The organism is Candidatus Amarolinea dominans (genome assembly GCF_016704685.1).
GTDB lineage: Bacteria > Chloroflexota > Anaerolineae > SSC4 > Amarolineaceae > Amarolinea > Amarolinea dominans.
Window position 1 is genome coordinate 73648 of the sequence record NZ_JADIZS010000012.1, and the last position, 19428, is coordinate 93075.

Consider the following 19428-nt stretch of genomic DNA (forward strand, 5'->3'; position numbering starts at 1 on the left):
GTGACCGAACCATCTCTTCCCCCGCGTGCCGAGATTCCGCTGTCTTACCAGTGGAACGCCGCCAGCCTCTTTTCTTCCTGGGCCGCCTGGGAGACCGCGCTGCGCCAGGTGCAGGCTGACCTGGACAGCGTGCGCGCCTTTCAAGGCCGCCTATCCGCCGGGCCAGCTACGTTGCTGGCCGGGCTTGCCGCCGTCGAAGGGGTCATGCGCCGGGTAGGGCATCTGTACACCTACGCCAGCATGGCCCATTTCGTGGACATGACCGATCAAACCGCCGGCGCCGCCTTCAGCCAGGTCATTGGCCTGGTGGGGCAGGCGCGCGCGGCCGTCTCTTTTGCTGATCCTGAGCTGCTCAGCCTGGGTGCGGAAACCCTGGCCGCCTGGCAACAAACGGAGCCGGCGCTGGCCGTCTACGCCCATTACTTCGACAATCTGTTCCGCAAGCAGGCGCATGTGCGCTCGGCCGAGGTCGAGGAGCTTCTGGGCATGCTGGCCGAGCCGTTCGCCGGCGCCGAGTCTGTCGCGGAGCATCTGCGCAACACCGAGATGAAGTTAGCCCCGGCCAGCGCATCCGACGACCGCCAGGTGCAGGTGACCTTCAGCAACCTGGGCGAGCTGTTGACCGATCCGGATCGCCAGTTACGCCGCACGGCCTGGGAAAGCCAGACCAACAGCCTGTTGGCGGTCAAAAACACGCTGGCGACCGCGCTGGAAACATCGGTCAAGCAGAACGTCTTCGACATGCGCGCACGGCGCCATAGCTCCACGTTGGCCGCCTCGTTGTTCAATGTCAATGTTCCGGTTGAGGTCTTCCACAACCTGATTGCCACCTTCCGCCGGCATCTTCCCACCTGGCACCGCTACTGGGCGGTGCGCCGGCGGGCGCTGGGCGTCGAAACCCTGCATCCGTTTGACATCTGGGCGCCGCTGACCGGCGAGAAGACGCAGATCAACTACGACCAGGCGGTGGACATCATCGCGGCCGCTCTGCAGCCGTTGGGCGACGATTATGTGCAAATCCTGCGCCGGGGCGCACACGAGGACCGCTGGGTAGATGTGCTGCCGAACGCGGGCAAGGTAGGCGGCGCCTTCTCCACCGGCGCGCCAGGCGCCCATCCCTTCATCCTGATGAGCTACCACGGCGACCTGTTCAGCCTGAGCACCCTGGCGCACGAGATGGGCCACTCGATGCAGTCGTACCTGACCTGGCAGCAGCAGCCGTTTGTCTATGCCGACTATTCCTTGTTCGTGGCCGAAGTCGCCTCCAATTTTCATCAGGCCATGATGCGCGGCTATCTGTTGACCCAACCCAACACAGCGGCCTTTCAGATCGCTGTCATCGAGGAGGGCATGTCCAATTTCTTCCGCTACTTCTTCATCATGCCCATCCTGGCGCAGTTCGAACTGGAAGTGCATCAGCGGGTGGAGCGCGGCCAGGGGGTGACGGCTGACGACATGATCGCCCTGCTGGCCGATCTGTACGCCGAAGGCTTTGGCGACCAGGTTGCGCTCGATCGCGAGCGGGTGGGAATCAACTGGGCCGCGTTCGGGCATCTGTTTGCCGATTACTACGTGTACCAATATGCCACCGGCATTTCGGCTGCCCATGCCCTGGCCAGCCGCATCCTGCGCGGCGAAGCGGGCGCGGCCGCAGCCTACCGCGAGTTTCTCAAGGCCGGTAGTTCGCTCTACCCGCTCGAGGCGCTCAAGCTGGCCGGCGTAGATATGACGACGCCGCAAGCCGTGGAGGACACCTTTGCCGTGCTGGCCGACATGGTCACACGCCTGGATGAGTTGACTGAGGGCCAAAAGCCCGGTTCAGTCCCGGCCACCGCACAACCTGACAAGAAGGACGACGACTCATGAGCACTGCACGCGACGCAGCGTTGGCATTTGCCCGTGCGCAACAGCCGCGTTTTCTCGATCAATATCAGGAATTCCTCACCATCCCCTCCGTGTCCACCGACCCGGCGTACGCGGCAGATGTGCAGCGCGCCGCTGCCTGGGTGGCAGACCGCCTGCGGGCTGCGGGGGTGACGCGGGTCGAAATCTTCCCCACGTCGTTGCATCCCGTGGTCTTCGGCTCGTGGCTGGGCGCCGGGCCGGCCGCGCCCACGGTGTTGATCTACGGTCATTACGATGTCCAGCCCACCGACCCGTTGGCCCTGTGGGAGAGCGACCCCTTCACACCCACCATCGTGGGCGATTTCATCCACGCCCGCGGCGCATCGGACATGAAGGGCCAGGTGACGGCCGTCCTGAACGGCGTCGAGGCGGCGCTGCACGCGGGCGGCCTGCCGGTCAACCTCAAGTTCCTCATCGAGGGCGAAGAAGAGATCGGTTCGCCCAGCCTGCCCGACTTCATCGCCGGCCAGCGCGAACTGCTGGCCAGCAGCTTCTCCCTGAATGCTGATGCCGGCGGCCTGGTCAATGGCATCCCCGCCATCGGTTACGCTCTGCGCGGTTTGACCTACTACGATCTCTACGTCTACGGCCCGGCGCGCGACCTGCACTCCGGCGGTTTTGGCGGCGTTATTCACAACCCCGCCCAGGCGCTGTGTGAATTGATTACCGGCATGCACGATGCCAGCGGCCGCGTCACCCTGCCCGGCTTCTACGACAAGGTGCGTTCATTGAGCGCGGAAGAGCGGGCCGAACTGGCGCGTTTGCCCTTTACGGATGATCATTTTCGCCAGCAGGCCGGCGTGACACATCTGTGGGGCGAAGCTGGTTTCTCCGCAGCCGAACGGATTGGCGCGCGGCCCACGCTGGAGGTCAACGGCCTGCTGTCTGGCTTCACCGGTGAAGGCTCCAAGACAGTGCTGCCGGCCTCGGCGCTGGCGAAAATTTCCATGCGCCTGGTGCCGGATCAGGACCCGCGCGAGGTGAAAGAACAGCTCTTGCGCTACCTGGAAAGCCATGCGCCGCCGACCGTTCGCTGTGAGGTCAGGGAGCTGAACGTGGCTTACCCGGTGTTGACCGACCGCGCCATGCCTGAAGTGCGCGCGTTGCAGGATGCGCTGCAAACGGTCTGGGGCGTGGCGCCGGTCTTCACGCGCGGCGGTGGCACGGTGCCGGTCGTGGCCGATCTCAAGCATCTGCTGGACATTGATTCCGTGCTGACCGGCTTCAGCCAGCCGGGCGACCGCATCCACTCGCCCAACGAGCGGCAGTATCTGCCGAACTGGTCGCGCGGCGCCGAGGCCATCATTCACTTCTTGTACAACTTAGGGGGCCTGATGTGAAATCCGCTTCCTCGAACCACTGGAGGTTCAATGAGTTTACCGTTACGTCGTGATATCCGATCTGGCCTGAAGGTGCAGATCGTGGAAAAGCAGAATCAGCGCAGCGGCGCCGTGACCGAAGGCGTTGTGGCTCGTATCCTGACCAGCAGCCCGGCTCATCCCCACGGCATCAAGGTGATGCTGGAGGACGGCCGGGTTGGCCGGGTGCAGGCGATCGTGATGACCGATGTCTGACATCGGCAGCGGTATTTTGAGCAGAGGTCGCGACGGACTGCGCCTGGTCAACGCGGTGCAGCCGGCCGCGGGCGACATCAGTGTGTCGGCACAACTGATGCAGGAACATGGCCTGGTTGAGGGAGCTACCGTGACCGGGCCAGTTCAGCAGGGCCGGGCAGGCCGCGAACTGATGGAAGTCACCTCGGTCTGCGGCCTGTCTCCTGCGGCCTTTCGGGCGCGCACCCCCTTCACACAACTGGTTGCGGTGGACCCCAACGAGCGCTTCAACCTGGGCGCGGGCGGCGACGTTGCCATGCGCGCGGTGGATTTGCTGGCGCCCATCGGCAGAGGCACCCGCGGCCTGATCGTCGCCCCACCCAAGGCCGGCAAGACCACGCTGTTGGAACAGATCGCGCGCGCCATCCGCGCCGAGCGACCGGCCGCGCGCATCGTCGTCTTGCTGATTGACGAGCGCCCTGAGGAACTGACCTACTTCCGGCGCACGGTGGCGGCCGAGGTTTTTGCCAGCTCCAGCGATCAAAGCCCGGCCGAACACACGGCCCTGGCAGAACTGCTGCTGGCGCACATCCGCACCGAACTGGAATGCGGCAATGACATCGTGGTGCTGCTCGACAGCCTGACCCGCCTGGCGCGCGCGTTCAACCGCCGCAGCAGCGGCAGCGGGCGCAGCCTTTCCGGCGGCATGGACGCCGCAGCCCTGGAGACGCCGCGGCGCTTCTTCGGCCTGGCGCGCAACATCGAAAACGGCGGCTCGGTCACGATCCTGGCCACCGCCCTGATCGAGACCGGCTCGCGCATGGATCAGCTCATCTATGAGGAATTCAAGAGCACCGGCAACAGTGAAATTGTGCTGGACCGCGACCTGGCCCAGGAACAGTTGTACCCGGCCATTGATGTTCACCGCACCGGCACCCGCAAGGAAGAACGGCTGGTCAGCGCGACCGACATGGCGCACCTGGTCACCCTGCGGCGCACCCTGGCCGGCTACCCGCCCCAGCAGGCGCTCACCCATCTCCTGACACTCCTGGCCCAGTATCCGACCAACACTGAGCTGCTGCAGCACCTCCCGCCGGCCAGGCGGTAGCCTATGAAGTATCTTTGCCACATGAAGGTGAATCATGAGTGAATTGCATAACCAAACGATCGCCATACTTGGCGGCACCGGCGCGGAAGGCGCCGGCCTGGCGATGCGCTGGGCGCGGGCCGGACTCAGGGTGATCGTCGGCTCGCGCCTGGCCGACAAGGGCGCTGCGGCCGCGGCCGCGTACAACGAACGCATCGGCGCCGTGGCCCATCCGCTCGTCGGAACCGACAACCTCAGCGCAGCACAAGCGGCGGACATCGCCGTGCTGACCGTGCCCTACGCGGCGCACCTGGCGACCCTGGGCGGTCTCAAGGACGCGCTACAAGGCAAAATCCTGCTCGATGTGACCGTGCCCCTGGTGCCGCCCAGGGTCAGCGTCGTGCAGCTCCCCGCGGCCGGCTCGGCCTGCCTGGAAGCGCAGAACTTCCTGGGCGAGGGCGTTCAGGTCGTGGCCGCGTTCCAGGACATCTCGGCCGAGCACCTGGGCGACCCCGATCATGACCTGGACTGCGATGTGCTGGTGGCGGGCAACAGCAGGGAGGCCAAGCAGGTCGCCATCGAGCTGGCTCACCTGGCCGGGCTGGACGCGTTCGACGCCGGACCGCTGGCCAACGCCGGCGTCATCGAAGGCATGGCCGCCGTGCTGATCGGCATCAGCATCCGTCACAAGATCAAAGGCGCGGGCATTCGCCTCACCGGCGTCCCGCGCGGTTAGGGCGCAAAACAGCGTTCAGGGCATGGTTGCCATCTCGAACTACCAGTGCGACCTGATGGAAGATCTCTACCCGGCGCCCAAGTGGATCAAACACGTGGCGGCCGCCAAGACCATTCACTCGACCAAAGGCACGCGCATCGAAACACTATGGACCAACTTCAACTAACCGCCCTCGCCGATATTCCCCTCATCCGACCGGGCGACGACCTGGCTGCCATCGTCCTGGCCGGACTGGCGCGGGCGGAGTTGACCTTGCAGGATGGCGATGTGATCGTCATTGCCCAGAAAATCGTCTCCAAGGCCGAGGGGCGCCTGCTGCATTGGCGTGAGCTGACCCCCTCAGCGCAGGCGCTGGAACTGGCCGCGCTGACCGGCAAGCACCCCGGCCATGTGCAGGCCATCCTGGACGACAGCCTCAGCATCGTGCGCGTCGCGCGCGGCGTGCTCATCACCGAGCAGCGCGCCGGCTGGATTTGCGCCAACGCCGGCGTGGATCATTCCAACGTGGACGGCGACAGCGATGACCTCCTGACCCTGCTGCCGGAGGACGCCGACCGCTCCGCACAGTGCCTGCGTGAGCGGCTGGCTGACGCGACCGGCGCGCAGATTGCCGTCATCATCAACGACACCCACGGCCGCGCTTGGCGCATGGGCGCGGTGGGCGTTGCCATCGGCGTCGCGGGCATCATCCCGGTCACCGACCTGCGCGGCCATCCCGATCTGTTCGGCATGACCCTGCGCAGTTCCGAGGTGGGCACGGCCGATGAGATCGCCTCGGCCGCCTCGCTGCTGATGGGGCAGTCAGACGAAGGCCGCCCGGTCGTGCATGTGCGCGGCGCGCCTTTCCAGGCCGGCGAAGGCTCCGCACGCGCAATCGTGCGTCCCCCGCAGCTCGACCTGTTCCGCTAGATCGGGCGAGTGGAATCGAGTAGAATTGTAGTCGAATCGAGCAGAAGGGAGGGACTGATGCGTTACTTGTTTCCCGGTATGGATCCATACCTCGAAGGTTACCTGTGGCCGGATGTGCATCTGGCCCTGGCCGCCCAAATACGCCGCCAACTCGAACCCTTTCTGCGCCCCAAATACGTGGCGCGGCTGGCCATTCGCATGGTGGGAGATGCAGCCGAAGGCATCGAAATCGCGCCGACCAATGGCGACAGACCGGGGTCTGGCAGCCAACCGGACATCGAGGTCGTCAAGCGGATGCCGCCGGCGCGTGCGGCGGTCCCTTCAGCCCCCTTCGCGCAGAGCAGCCTGCCCATCTCACCGCCAACCGCAGTCCTCACCCTGCCGGAGCCGATTCAGCGCCGCCTCGTAACCGTGGAGGTGCGCGATGCCGCTTCGAATGAGTTGGTCACAGCGATCGAACTGATTTCGCCAACCAACAAGCGCATGCCCGATCTACATCGTTACCGCAGCAAGCGTCGGGCGCTGCTGACGGCCGGCAAGAACCTGCTCGAAATTGACCTGATTCGCCGGGGAACGCGGCCCTTTGCCTTCTCTGGGATGCCGGCCGCAACCTACGCCGTCGCCCTGACTCGCAGCGACAATCCCAACCGGGTGGAATTTTGGGCACTGAACCTGCCCGATCCGCTGCCGGTTCTGCCGACGCCCCTGCTGCCGCCCGATCCTGACGTGGCGCTCGACCTGGGAAGCGCCCTGCGCACGGTGTACGAAGAAGCCGACTATGACTTGAGCCTCGATTACACGCAAGCGCCCCCGCCCCCGGCCTTGCGCGAGGCCGACGCGTCGTGGCTGGCAACCTTACTTTCGGGATCAGGATTGCGTTGAACGCAGAGAACTCGTCGCACGCCAGAGCATTGAAATCGCCTTGGGCGGCGGCGTCACCGCGGAGGCCGGTCGGCGCAGGCCGACCTTGGGCGAAGCCCTTGAAATCGGCGGCCCTGAGCAGCTGCGTGAAAAACACCTCGCCGTCGCCGTTGGCCTGGCGCCGGCCGGCCTCGTTGGCCTCATCTTCGTCGTCATCCCGCTCGCCATTTCGCTCTACGTCAGCCTGTGGGAATGGCCCCTCCTGCGCCCTGGCCGCGAATTTCTCGGCCTGGGCAACTATGCCCGCCTGCTGCAAACGCCTGATTTTTGGCGCGCCCTGCGCGTGACACTGCTCTACGCCGCGGGCGTGGTTGGCCTGGGCACGCCGCTGGCCCTTCTCCTCGCGCTGGCGCTGCACCAGGTGCGTCGCGGGCAGACCCTTTACCGGACGGCAATCTTCTTGCCTGTCGCCATCACCACCGTGGTCGCGGCCATCTTCTGGCGCTGGCTCTATCAACCCTACGCCGGGCCGCTGGCGCTGCTGTGGCAAGTCCTCGGCTGGCGCCCCATCGCCTGGCTCAACGATGTGGCCTTGCCCGCGCTGATCCTCATGGCGCTTTGGAAACAGACCGGCTACTACGTATTGGTCTACCTGGCGGGCTTGACCGCGCTGCCGGCTGAGGTGCATGAGGCCGCGCGGCTGGATGGCGCAGGCTGGCTGGCCGAAACCTGGTACGTTACCCTGCCGCTGCTGCGCCCCATCACCGCGTTCGTGCTCATCACCGGCAGCATCTTCGCCCTGGAGAGCTTTGGCCCGGTCTACGTCCTGACCGGCGGCGGCCCGGCCGGCGCCACCACCACCCTGGTGCTCTATCTGTACGAACGCGCCTTCGCCTTTTCCGAGCTGGGCTACGCCGCGGCCCTGGGCTGGGCGCTTTTCGTGCTGCTCATTCCGTTGATCTGGCTGCAATTCCGCCTTTGGGGCCGCGCCGAGGTTGCAGCATGAAGCGCCGATCCGTCGGAACTTTCCTGCTGCACGCCGGTCTGACCCTCGCCGGCCTGAGCGCCATCTTCCCCTTCCTGTGGATGCTGCTCCTATCGCTGCAAGAAACCTCCCTCACCCTGACCGCGCCGGCCCTGCGCTGGCCCTGGCCTCCGTCGTTTGCCAACTACATAAACGCCTGGCACGCGATCCCCCTGGCCCGCTATTACGCCAACAGCCTGCTCGTCGCCGGCGCCGTGGCGCTGGGCCAGGTCATCACCGGCCTGCTGGCCGGCTACGTCTTCGCTCGCCTGCAGTTTCGGGGACGCGACCTGCTCTTCCTGCTCTTCCTGGGCACCCTGCTCGTGCCCACCGAAGTGACCCTGATTCCGAGTTTCCTGCTCATGCGCTGGCTCGGCTGGGTTGACCGCCTGCCGGCGCTGACTGTGCCCTTCCTCGCGCATCCCACCGCCATCTTCCTGCTGCGCCAATATCTGTTGACCCTGCCGGGCGCGCTCGAAGACGCGGCGCGCATGGACGGCTGCTCGCATCTGCAAGTTCTGTGGTACATCTTCATCCCGCTGGCCCTGCCCGCGGCCGGCGTGGTTGGCCTGTTCAGCTTTCTATGGAGCTGGAAGGCCTTCGTCTGGCCGTTGGTCATCATCCAGACCCCGGCACGCTACACCATCCCGGTCGGCCTGGCCATGCTGCAAAGCGAGCTGGGCACAGATTGGCCTCTGCTAATGGCGGCCACCGCCCTCGCCACCCTGCCGGTGCTGCTGCTCTACGCGGCCATTCAGCGCCGCGTGCGCGTGTTCGATTACGGCTTCTGAGAAATTACACGGCTTTCGCCGTTGCCTGTATGCGGCAGGAGCAAGCACCTGCCAGATACTGATGGTTCGGAGGGAAACCTATCACCTTTCGCTGTAATCGTGGTTGATGTGAAAACGGCACTCCCAAACCGTAGTAGGACACGTCTCTGGCGTGACGATGCCGTCTGCGTCAGAGTATGCTTCCCTGCGCCAGCGTTGTCCGGCCAGGAGACCGGACCTACGGTGACGGGTGCATTTCAGTCCTGGGCCCGGCCCACGCAGGTGGGCTTCGCAATCGTTGCAGCGACTTGCAGTCGCCGGGCGACGAACTGACTGCACAACTCCTGACATCAAGGCTTTTTGGTGCGCCGAAACTCCCAAAGGAGATCGTTATGCTTGCGTTGACCAGGCCTGCGCGCCTGCTGTTCGTCTTGTTCCTGGCCGTTCTCTTGGCGGCCTGCGTCCCTGCGTCATCCACCCCGACCGGCCCGGCGACCCCGGGCGCTCAATTCCCCACCACCCCGCCGCAGACACCAGCGATTACCGTCACGCGCCTCACCCTGTGGCACGCCTACGGCGGCGCCCTGGGCCAATCGTTCGACGCGCTGGTGCAGCAGTTCAACCAAACCCACCCCACCATCCAGGTCGAGTCGAGCTATGGCGGCACCCTCTTCACGATGCGCGAAAAGCTCGTCACCGCCCTCGCGGCCAAGTCCGGGCCGGACATGGCGCAGATTGACCAGTTCTGGTCGTCAGAGCTGGCCGATGCCGGCGCGCTCGTCAGCCTGGACGAGTTCATCGCAGGAGATTCCAGCCTGGCCGGCGCCGACATCTGGGACAAAGCCTGGCAAACGGCCAGCTACCAGGGCAAGCGCTGGTCCATGCCCTTTGCGCTCAGCAACATCGCCCTGTACTACAACAAGGCGCTCTTCCAAAAAGCCGGGCTGGACCCCGATCAGCCGCCGGTCACCTGGGAGATGCTGGCCGCGATCGCCCGTCAACTGACGCTGGACGCGGACCAGAACGGCACGCCGGAGCAATGGGGGATCACCATGCCGCTCAAGGCCAACGAAGGCAACGTCTATTACTGGCTGGCTTTCTTGTGGCAGAACAACGGCGCGCTTTTCAGCGATGACTTCAAGGCGGTACGCTTCGACGAAGCGGCCGGTGTGGAGGCGCTGCAATTCTGGGTTGACCTGGCGAAGAAGGATCGTTCGCTGCCGCTGGCGCCGCCGGAAAACGGCTTCGAGGGGGGCAAGGTGGGCATGGCCATTGCTTCCACCGCGCGCCTCAGCGCGCTGCGCAAGGCCCTGGGGCCGGACAACCTGGGCATGGCGCCCCTGCCCGGCCACAAACGGACCGCCACCGGCGTGGGCGGCGCCAACCTCGCCATCCTCAGTCGCGCCAAAGATCAGGCCGCGGCCTGGGAATTCATCCGCTGGATGACCAGCCCGGAGACCAACCTGGCCTGGAGCATCGCCAGCGGCTACCTGCCCTTGCGCCAGTCCGTGGTGCAGTCGGCCGCTTATCAGGATTACCTGAAACAGACCCCGCAGGCGCAGGTCATCCTGGATCAGATGGCGGTCGCGGTCGTGCGCCCCAACGTGCCGGCCTACACCCCGGTTTCGCGTGAGATCGGCCTGGCCATCGAAGCCGCCCTCTTCACCGACATCAGCGCCCAGGCCGCGCTCACCGCCGCCGCGGCCAAGGCCGCGTCTGCAATCAAGTAGAAAGGCAAACCGCTATGAACGAAAAAGATATTTCGACGCTTTTGGAAACTGACTGGGAACGTCTGGACCGCATGACAGACGACGATATTGACTATTCAGACATCCCACCGCTGGGGGATACGTTTTTTACCCAGGCGCGCGTGCGTATCTCTGACCGCCGCCACCAGCGCAAGACCCGCAGGCCGCGCAGGGTGTTCCAGCGGCCGGGCTGACCCACCTTCTCCATGTAGAAGAAGACCTGTCCGGCCCAGTTGGTCCCCTGTTTCCAGCGGCCATCAGGCGTTTGCTTGCTCAGCAGGAGCTGCACAGCCTCGGTCATGCGCTCGTCCGCAGGCGCGTTGACCGCCTGGAAGTAGTCGAGGGCGCGCAGGAAATCGTAGTGCCAGCGCGGCGGGAAGTAGATGCGGATAAACGCGGGATCGGCCACCTGGCCGGTGCGGTGCGAGCGATAGAGCCGGTGCAGCCAAAGAAACTCGTGCGCCCGATCTACCGCTGTCTGCACCGCGCTGGCCCCGTCGGGCGCCAATTGGACGTATTCGTGCAAGGCTTCTAACACCGACAACGTGGTGTGGAACGAGCCATGTGTGGCGCCGCGTGGTCGTTCGCAGTTCCAGCCGCCGTCTTCCATCTGCTGGCCGAGCAGGTGCGTCACGATCTGGGGTACGCGCTCATCCCGACACTGGAAGTAGCTGAGCAGCGCCAACACCATGCCGGTCACGCACGTCTCACTGAACTTGTACGACTTGAAGAAGTTGATGCCGCCGTCGCGGTAGAACCCCTTTTCCAACAACAGCATACAGCCCTCCTGGGCCTGCGCGTTGTCCGGCGGCAGGCCCAGGTGGCGCAGCGTCAAGAGGGTGTAGGTGGTCGAAATCCACTTCGGAGAGTAAAGCCCGCCGCCCCAGGTGCCGGCCGGGTCTTGGCGGGCGAGCAGCCGGGCGCCCCAGCCCGTCAGCGCGACCTGCGCCCGGTCCGCGGCCCAGAGCGCGGGTGGTTCATCCAATAGATCACGGCGAGTCTGCCAGCGAATGGCCGGGTCGCCCGCCAGCAGCCAGTCAATCACCGCTGCATCTGCACCTTCCATTGGAATTCTCCTTTCGCCATCAGCAGTTCCAAATGTAGCCATCCATGTGACTGGCCAGCGCCAGGCCGTCCTGGTGGGCGCGACGCGTCCCGTAGGGACACCTGACCTTAGCCATCCATCATCGCACGAGCCGTATCCGTCCCGTAGGGACGGTTGAATCCATCCCCCGCGGTCGTGGTATAGATTGCGCTCGGGGCGGCCTCATTCAATCGTCCCTACGGGACGACGGGTGTGGGGGGGCATCGCTCGCTCAAGTCAAGGTGCCCCTACGGGGCGCCGCATTTCCAAATGTAGCTCTCCAACGCCCACAATCCCTCTTGCTGCCCACCTATCTCGGGGATTTTGGGCCAAAACCGCCCGAATGAGGAGCGCAGGCCCATTTACGGGCAGCCATTCCGTTCACATTTACGTTAGGCTCAAATGACCCTCGGGATGTAGAATAGGGCGACGATCTTCGTTTCGGCCAGCAGCTCCCGCCGGATTTGGCAATCCGGCGGCCACGGCGAGGATTTGGCAATCCCAGCCGAGCAAATGGTCCAAACGAAGATCATCACCTAGAATAGCGTATGACGCAGCATCCCAGGAGGAGCACATGGAATCTGAAGCCATTGCCCGCTTACAGACCAAAGAAGCGGGGGAAGCCATCATCGAACGTATCCAGCGCGATTTTCAGTTGGCGCCGCTGGTGGCGCGCACCTTGCTCGAGCAGTTGCGCCGTTATGACGAGGACTACTATCCCCAACGGCGTGAGAACGGCCAGTTGACCTACCTGGCCGTGAGTAAGGCCAGTCCGGCGGGCCAGAAGCTGACCGCATGCCAGCGGGTGGCCGTGAAGTTGACGTTGCACAGCCCGGATGATTTGATCGCCTTGGGCACTGGCGTCGCGGCGCTGCGGCAGCAGCGGCTCTTACGGCTCACCGAAGAGGCTGAGGCGCAAGGCGGGCTGCTCAGCCACGAAGACCTGGCCTGTTTGCTGTGCAGCAGTCTGGCGACGATCAAACGCGACGTGCATGAACTGCGGCAGCAAGATCTGCGGGTCCCGACACGCGGCCAAGTCAAAGACATCGGCAAGGGCGTCAGTCACAAGGTGCAGATCGTCGGTGATTATCTCGCCGGTTACACCTTCAGCGAGATCGAGCGCCGGCGGCATCACAGTATCGGCGCCATTCGACGTTATTGCGACGACTTCGTGCGCATCATTCGCTTGCAGGCGCAGCACTTGGACCGCGCCGCCATCCGCAGCGCCACCGGGCTGTCTGAACGCCTCATTCAGGAGTACCTGACGCTGTATCAAGAATGCCCGGCGGCCAACGACCGCTTGCAGATCCTGCTCGGCACGCCCGACGCGGCCACGGCCACGCCGGCCGAGATTAAAAGGGGGCGTTTGATCCCATGAAAACCCAAACCAGTACGCCTGAAACGCGCTGGGCCAAACGCTCCTTGCACCAGCAGTTGCTCCACAAGTTTCTCAACGAGTACGGTTACGAGCGCGGCCCCGTCGTGGCGCACGCCATCATCGCCGATATTCTGACGCTGGTGGAGCAAGCCTACGCCACCGACCTGCCGCCCCGGCATGTCTACTGGCCCGCGGTGGCGGTGGCCAACGGGGCCACGGGCAAAACGCCCGAGATTCGCGACCTGGTGCATGTCCGCCTGCACCTGGTCACCGACGCAGAGGTAGCGCTGCTCAGTGCGGATCAGGGCGTCGATCAGCCGCCGGCGCGCCGCACCTTCAACCAGCAACGCTTTGTCCGCTGGTGTCAGGAGGCGTATGACCAAGGGGGCGTCCTGACCCTCTTGGATTTGTCGTTGCTCAGCGGTCTGGCCGAGTCCTACGCGGGTCAGTTGCTGCGCCAATATGAGCAAGAACATGCCATGACCGTGCCGATCCGTGGTACAGTGCATGATATCGGCCCCTCGGTGTCGCACAAGGCCGAGGTGATCCGCCGTTATCTGCGTGGGCAATCGCCAGCCGACATTGCCCGCGAACTTAACCACTCGCAGCACGCCGTAGATCGCTACATCAAGGACTACGAAGTCACCCGCACCCTCGCGCAGAAGTTCCCGCTGCACGAGATTCCGGCGCTCGCGAAGCACGCCGCGTCACTCGTGCGGGAACACGTCCAGTTGATCCGCGAGTATGAACCCAACTTGGTCTTCTACTCGCCTGAACCGGCGGTGGCCGCACAAGCGGCCGCCTGAGCGCCCCGAGGCTCATTTGACCTTATTTGGAATTCCTGTTTCGCCATACCCCCCGTTGACGCACCGAAGCATGATTTGCCGCAGACGGCGTCGTCACGCCGGAGACGTGACCTACGGTGCAAGCGAGTTGGGCGAGAGCCGAGGCGCCGTCAATTAACCCAACCTTGCGCAGGCCCGCCGGGTAAGGAGCCTTTCTCGTCAAGATCGGTTCTGGCTTGCCCGACGATGGATGGACCAGCCAGCCAGCGCAAGGGGATTCGGCGCCCAGGGTCTCACGTCAGCTCGCGGCCGCCGGTGATGTTGTAGGCCTGCCCGGTGATGAAACTGGCCTCGTCCGACGCCAGCCAGGCCACCAGGTGCGCCACATCCGCGGCTGTGCCCAGGCGGCCCACGGGGATGCGGGCGACCTGGGCTTGAACCACATCCTCGTAGGGTCGGCCCGTGACCTGCGCTTCCAACTGCAACCCCCACTGCTTGAACGCCGTGTCAATGTCGCCGGGCAGCACCGCGTTGACGGTGATGCCGAACGACGCCACCTCCTGCGCCAGCGATTCGCCCAGCGCGATGATGGCCGCCTTGCTGGCCGCGTACGCGCTCATGTAGATCCGGGGTCTGCGTGCGGCCAGCGACGACATGTTGATGATGCGCCCGCCGCGGCCGCCCTGGATCATCGCGGGCAGCGCGGCCTTGCAGCACAGGAATGTGCCGGTCGCGTTGATCTCCAGCGTGCGTCGCCAGGCCTCTTCGGCCATCTGCGCCACCGGCGCCGGGCCGATGGTCGCGCCCGCGTTGTTCACCAGGATGTCAATGCGGCCAAAAGTTTGCATGGTTGCGGTGATCATCTCTGCCACGGACGCCGCTTGAGTCACATCCACGCGCAGCGGCAGGCAACGCACACCGAGAGCCGCAATCTCTTGCGCCACGGCCAGCATCTCCTCCCACTGCCCGGAACCGCCGTGCAGCAGCGTGGATGGCGGCGCCGCCAGGTCGGCAAGGACGAGATGCGCGCCCTCTGCGGCCAGGCGCTGCGCCACCGCCATACCGATGCCGCCCCGACGTCCGGCCCCGGTGACAATCGCGACTTTGTCTTGAAGGTTCATGGTTGTTTTCTTGTTCCCCCGCCTGTCCCCCGCTCATTGGGTGGCTAATCGGTGGCCCGGTAGACCAGGGAGCCGAATTCAAGCAGGCCGGGCGGCGCCATGTTGATCTCCGGGTCCACCATGACCTGGATGAGCGTGGGACGGTCGGCTGCCGCGGCGCGTGCCAGGGCCGGCTGCAAGCCGTCGAGACTGGTCACCATCTCGCCATGACAGCCGAAGGCGGCGGCGATCTGGTCATAGCGGATGCCAGGAGATAGCTCGGTTTCTACGAACGCCGGCATTTGCGCCATCATCTGCGACGAACGCTCCATGCCCCAGCCTTCATCCACGGCCACGATGACGATGATCGGCGCGCCGTGACGCCGCGCCGTCTCCAGTTCCTGAATGTTGAAGCCGATGGCGCCATCGCCTGAAATCAGGTAGACCGGGCGTTCGGGCGCGGCCAGCTTGGCGCCGATGGCATAGGGCAACCCTGTGCCCAGGTGACCAAACTTGGCCGTGTAGAGATAGCTGCGCGGCCCGTAGATGGGGTGATAGCTGGCGCACCACAGGCTGGTGTTGCCGCCGTCCTGCACCATGATGCTGTCACGTGAGAAGAACTCGCGCACGGCCTTGACCATCTGCCCGGAGTTGATGCCCTGCCGGCCCGGCCGCAGGGCCTGCGCCAACTGCGCCTGCAACTGCGCCGTGGCTCGGCCGTAGCGGGCAAAGCCATCGTGCAACGGCCGCGGCGCGGTCTGGGCCTGCACCTGCACCAGCAGCGCGGCCAGCGCGGCCTGCGCATCGCCCACGATGCCCACATCCACCGGGCGGTTGAGGCCGATGGACGCGGGGTCCGCGTCCACGTGAATCAGGGTGGCGCCCTCGCTCTGACCCCACAGCGGCGGCTTGCCCCAGGCGTCCAGCTCGCCCAGCCGTGCGCCCACGACGAGCACCACATCGGCCTCGCCGCGCGCCGCGGCCAGGGCATCCTGGTTGAGGATGTGGATGTACTGCGGGTGATCTTCGGGGACGACGCCGCGTGCGGCCAGGGTGGTGGTCATGACCGCGCCCAGGTGTTCGCCCAGGGCGTTGAACGCCGGCGCGGCGCCGGCCCAGGTGACGCCGCTGCCCGCGTGCAGCAGCGGGCGCTTGGAACCGGCGAGCAGCGCAGCGGCTTTAGCCAGCAGCGCCGGGTCGCCTGGCCCCAGGCGGCCGACGCGATAGGTGTCTGGCGCGTAGATGGGGGCATCGGCATCATCACCGGTCCCGCGCAGCAGGTCTTCGGGGATTTCGATGTAGACCGGGCCGGGGCGACCGCTGGTGGCCATGCGATAGGCCTTGCGCAGCAGCTCCGGCAGGCGCCGCCAGTCGCGCAGCCCGGCCGCGAACTTGGTGACAGGGCGGTAGAAATCCACCAGGTCGAGCACCTGGAAGGCGCCGCCGCGGTCGGGATCAATGATGGTGCGCCGCCGCTGGCCGGTGATGGCAATCACGGGGCTGCCCTCGGCGTAGGCGGTGGCGATGCCGGAAACCATGTTGGCCGCGCCAGGGCCGATGCCGCCGATGACGACGCCTGGCTCGCCCCGGATGCGCGCCCAGGCTTCGGCCATGTGCGCGGCGGCCGCTTCGTGACGAGCCGACACGAAGCGCATGTCATACGCTTGCAGTTTGGTGAGGAACGAATTGTGACTGCCATCGAGCAGTCCGAAGATCGTGCTGACTCCCTCGGCCTTGAGGCATTTCAGCAGTAATTCTCCACCGGTCATCTGAGTCATGAAAAACAAACCTCCTTGTTTTCGAATTTCGTCGGTGGATGGGCGGGGGCTTTGCCCGAATTTTCCGAATTTTCACGAATTATTTTCGTGTCAATTGGTGGTGGCATAGGCGGCGGCGGTGGCGCGGCCGCGCTCTTCGTTGACGAAACGCAGCATGAACAGGCCGGCCGCCAGGAAGACGGCGATGGACAGAATGGCGATGCGCTGGCCCATCTGCTCGGCGCTGGTCACCGCGACGCCCTGGCGCTCATACCAGAGCGCGGCTTCGGCGGCCAGCCAGCCGTAGACGGCCGGGCCGATGAAGGATGAGGTGCGCCCGACAATGGAAAAGAAGCCGTAGAACTCGCCGCTCTGCGCCGGGGGCGTCAGCGCACCCACCATGGTGCGGCTGACAGACTGCACGCCGGCCATGGCGATGCCGGCAAAAGCGCCGATGATGAGGAAGCCGGTCTGGGTCTGGTTGAAGTACAGCCAGATGACGACCAGGATCATCATGCTGATGGACAGGGTCAGCGTGCGCTTGCAGCCGTAGCGGTCGGCCAGGATACCGAAGAAGTAGGCGCCGACCACGTTGGTCACCTGGACGATGATGACGAAGACGATGAGCATGGTTTGATTCATGCCGAAGAGGACCGCGCCGATGATGGCGGCAAAGTCGAGCGCCATGATGATGCCGTCATCGTACAGCAGCACCGCCAGCATGAACTTGAGAAACTCGCGGAACTGGCGTGCGGTGCGGATAGTGCTTTTCACCTGCTGCAAGGCCATGCTGAAGTAAGTCTCGCCCGCAGGGAGCTGCTGCGCCCGGCCGCGCTCGCGCAGCCACAGGAAGATGGGCACGGCAAAGACGGCAAAGAAAAGTCCGGTAATGACCAGCGACACCCGCACGATGAAGGCGCCCTTGATGAACACGATCAGGGGCAGGATGATGAGCAGAATCACGACGCCGCCCGCGGAGCCGATGGCCCAGCCGGTGCCGGAGACGCGGCCGATCTCGGCCGGCGCCGCGATCTCGGTCAGCAGGGCGTTGTAGAAGACCTGCGCACTGCGGTAGCCGATTTCGGCCAGGATGAAGAAGATCATGCCCATGACGATGTCGCCCTTCTGCACGAAGAAGAGCAGACTGGTGAACGCGCAGGTGATGGAGGTGAAAATGAGCAAGAAGCGTTTCTTGCTGGCGGAAAAATCAGCGATGGCGCCGAGGAAGGGGGAAAGAATGGCGACCACGATCATGGCGATGGAGATCGAGAGACCCCACAGCCGTGTTCCCTCGGCGCCGCCCACCACTTCGTTCTTGAAGTAGGCGGAGTAGACGGCCAGCAGAACCACGGCGGCGTACGACGAGTTGGCAAAGTCGTACAGGTACCAGGCCCAGCGTTCGCGGTTGGTGGACAATGGTTTCATCACAGCACTCATCAGCAAAGCTCCTTTCTACACGACTCAACACGACGACGGCTTGTTGCGCCCGCAGCCTGGCAGTTTACGCTTCCGCGGTGGAGGCTGCCAGCCCCTCGAATGCAACCTTGATTGAACGGGCCTGACGTTTGTCCAGGGCGGTGGCAAACGCCTGGCGATAGGCGGACAGGGGAAAACGATGCGTCAACAGGGGATCGGTGCGCAGATCACCGCTCTGCAGCCAGCGCAAGGCCAGGTCGAAGGTGGAGATCTCCTCGCCCTGCCAGGAGACGATGTCATGGCCCACCGCGCCCAGCAGATTGACTTCCTGGTACCAGACGGGGGTCAGGTCCACGTTCATGCGGTGCAGGTTGACGCCCACCAGGACCACGGTGCCACGCGCGCGCGTCCAGCGCAGGGCGTTGGTCAGCGTGGCGGGGATGCCGACGACATCGAAGATGATGTCGAAGCCGCCCAGCAGCATACGATTGCCAGCGCGACCGTGGTAGAGACGAGCGCCGGTGCGCGCGGCCGTCTCAGCATAGCCATCGGCCTGGGCCAGAAAAACATGATCGGCGCCGCACGCGCGCGCCAGGTCGGCCTGCCAGGGGAACTCGGCCACCGCGCTGATGACAGAGGCTGGCTGCACCGCCCGCAAGACCTGGATGAGCAGGAAGCCGATGGTGCCCACGCCGAGCACCAGCATCTGCTGGCCCGCCTGCGGCAGGCAACGCCAGGCGGCGTGGATGGCGACGGCGGCCGGTTCGGTGAAGATGGCTTGCTCGTCGCGCACCGCGGGGGGCACAGGCACCAACGTGCTGGCGGGGGTGATGAAGGTGTCGCCAAACCCGCCGCCGATGGGGTGATGCTCGCGCGGCTCGGACGCGCGCTCGCACAGCACGCGGTGCCCACGCGCGCAGGCCGGACAGCGGTCAGGCAGACCACGGGCCGCGCAATCATCGGCGCGACCCCAACGCACCACCCGGTCACCAGGCTTGAATTGGGTCACGGCCGGGCCGGCCTCGATCACCTCGCCCACCATCTCATGACCCAGATAGATGCGGCGGTGCGAGGGCAAGGCCACAGGCGCCACGTCGAGACTGGCATCCAGGAAGATCTGATGCAGGTCACTGCCGCAGATGCCGCACAGGCGATTGCGCACGCGCACCCAATCGGGCCGGGGCAGGGGCGGGTCGGGCAGAGTCAACAGGCGCAGGGGAGAGGAGCGGGCAAAGAAGGCCGCGGGGCTGATGCGGCTGAGCAGTTGCGTCAGCACAATGCGGGGGATGTCCATGTCTATCACCAACGTCTGCAT

18 protein-coding genes are annotated in these 19428 nt (G+C 65.1%); 13 read left to right on the forward strand and 5 right to left on the reverse strand.

Annotated features, from left to right (window positions below; all coding sequences use genetic code 11):
- From pepF to IPF85_RS08945, 11 genes are all read left to right on the forward strand, one after another.
- Positions 1 to 1866 (forward strand): oligoendopeptidase F, encoded by a 1866-nt coding sequence (gene pepF, locus IPF85_RS08895; protein ID WP_343407723.1) that lies wholly within the window; start codon positions 1 to 3, stop codon positions 1864 to 1866.
- Positions 1863 to 3245: a dipeptidase gene (locus IPF85_RS08900; protein ID WP_343407724.1), complete on the forward strand. Its 1383-nt coding sequence runs from the start codon at positions 1863 to 1865 to the stop codon at positions 3243 to 3245. The genes pepF and IPF85_RS08900 overlap by 4 nt, the downstream gene beginning before the upstream one ends.
- A 30-nt stretch (positions 3246 to 3275) precedes the next feature.
- The gene (locus IPF85_RS08905; protein WP_343407725.1) at positions 3276 to 3479 is read left to right on the forward strand and encodes a YwbE family protein; all 204 of its coding nucleotides are present in this window, start codon (positions 3276 to 3278) and stop codon (positions 3477 to 3479) included.
- On the forward strand, positions 3472 to 4566 hold the full coding sequence (gene rho / locus IPF85_RS08910; protein ID WP_343407726.1) for a transcription termination factor Rho: 1095 nt from the start codon (positions 3472 to 3474) through the stop codon (positions 4564 to 4566). The genes IPF85_RS08905 and rho overlap by 8 nt, the downstream gene beginning before the upstream one ends.
- A 34-nt stretch (positions 4567 to 4600) precedes the next feature.
- Positions 4601 to 5281: an NADPH-dependent F420 reductase gene (gene npdG / locus IPF85_RS08915; RefSeq protein ID WP_343407727.1), complete on the forward strand. Its 681-nt coding sequence runs from the start codon at positions 4601 to 4603 to the stop codon at positions 5279 to 5281.
- A gap of 22 nt (positions 5282 to 5303) precedes the next feature.
- Positions 5304 to 5447: a hypothetical protein gene (locus tag IPF85_RS08920; RefSeq protein ID WP_343407728.1), complete on the forward strand. Its 144-nt coding sequence runs from the start codon at positions 5304 to 5306 to the stop codon at positions 5445 to 5447.
- Positions 5429 to 6190 (forward strand): coenzyme F420-0:L-glutamate ligase, encoded by a 762-nt coding sequence (cofE, locus tag IPF85_RS08925; RefSeq protein WP_343407729.1) that lies wholly within the window; start codon positions 5429 to 5431, stop codon positions 6188 to 6190. Before IPF85_RS08920 ends, cofE begins: the two co-directional genes overlap by 19 nt.
- A 57-nt stretch (positions 6191 to 6247) precedes the next feature.
- Positions 6248 to 7072, forward strand: coding sequence for a DUF4058 family protein (locus IPF85_RS08930; protein WP_343407730.1), 825 nt, complete (start codon positions 6248 to 6250; stop codon positions 7070 to 7072).
- A gap of 40 nt (positions 7073 to 7112) precedes the next feature.
- A complete protein-coding gene (locus tag IPF85_RS08935) occupies positions 7113 to 8057 on the forward strand; it encodes a sugar ABC transporter permease (protein WP_343407731.1) in 945 nt (314 codons plus the stop codon).
- The gene (locus IPF85_RS08940; RefSeq protein WP_343407732.1) at positions 8054 to 8866 is read left to right on the forward strand and encodes a carbohydrate ABC transporter permease; all 813 of its coding nucleotides are present in this window, start codon (positions 8054 to 8056) and stop codon (positions 8864 to 8866) included. Before IPF85_RS08935 ends, IPF85_RS08940 begins: the two co-directional genes overlap by 4 nt.
- A gap of 371 nt (positions 8867 to 9237) precedes the next feature.
- Positions 9238 to 10575: an ABC transporter substrate-binding protein gene (locus IPF85_RS08945; RefSeq protein WP_343407733.1), complete on the forward strand. Its 1338-nt coding sequence runs from the start codon at positions 9238 to 9240 to the stop codon at positions 10573 to 10575.
- A 91-nt stretch (positions 10576 to 10666) separates the two neighbouring features.
- Here IPF85_RS08945 and IPF85_RS08950 read toward each other — a convergent pair whose 3' ends face one another.
- Positions 10667 to 11659: a hypothetical protein gene (locus IPF85_RS08950; protein ID WP_343407734.1), complete on the reverse strand. Its 993-nt coding sequence runs from the start codon at positions 11657 to 11659 to the stop codon at positions 10667 to 10669.
- 592 nt (positions 11660 to 12251) lie between these two features.
- On the opposite strand from IPF85_RS08950, the gene IPF85_RS08955 reads away from it, so the two are divergent.
- Together IPF85_RS08955 and IPF85_RS08960 are read left to right on the forward strand one after the other, a co-directional pair.
- Positions 12252 to 13055: a DUF1670 domain-containing protein gene (locus IPF85_RS08955; protein WP_343407735.1), complete on the forward strand. Its 804-nt coding sequence runs from the start codon at positions 12252 to 12254 to the stop codon at positions 13053 to 13055.
- Positions 13052 to 13861 carry a DUF1670 domain-containing protein gene (locus IPF85_RS08960; protein ID WP_343407736.1) on the forward strand — a complete coding sequence of 270 codons (810 nt, stop codon included), beginning with the start codon at positions 13052 to 13054 and terminating at the stop codon, positions 13859 to 13861. The genes IPF85_RS08955 and IPF85_RS08960 overlap by 4 nt, the downstream gene beginning before the upstream one ends.
- A 272-nt stretch (positions 13862 to 14133) precedes the next feature.
- Here IPF85_RS08960 and IPF85_RS08965 read toward each other — a convergent pair whose 3' ends face one another.
- The 4 genes from IPF85_RS08965 to IPF85_RS08980 all read right to left on the reverse strand — a co-directional run bounded on the left by IPF85_RS08965 (position 14134) and on the right by IPF85_RS08980 (position 19428).
- Complete coding sequence (locus IPF85_RS08965) at positions 14134 to 14961, reverse strand: SDR family NAD(P)-dependent oxidoreductase (RefSeq protein ID WP_343407737.1); 828 nt, start codon at positions 14959 to 14961, stop codon at positions 14134 to 14136.
- Between the two features lie 44 nt (positions 14962 to 15005).
- Positions 15006 to 16718: a thiamine pyrophosphate-binding protein gene (locus tag IPF85_RS08970; RefSeq protein WP_343407738.1), complete on the reverse strand. Its 1713-nt coding sequence runs from the start codon at positions 16716 to 16718 to the stop codon at positions 15006 to 15008.
- A 90-nt stretch (positions 16719 to 16808) separates the two neighbouring features.
- Positions 16809 to 18134: an MFS transporter gene (locus tag IPF85_RS08975; protein WP_343407739.1), complete on the reverse strand. Its 1326-nt coding sequence runs from the start codon at positions 18132 to 18134 to the stop codon at positions 16809 to 16811.
- 64 nt (positions 18135 to 18198) lie between these two features.
- Entirely contained in the window at positions 18199 to 19428 is a 1230-nt protein-coding gene (locus IPF85_RS08980) for an alcohol dehydrogenase catalytic domain-containing protein (protein WP_343407740.1), read from the reverse strand.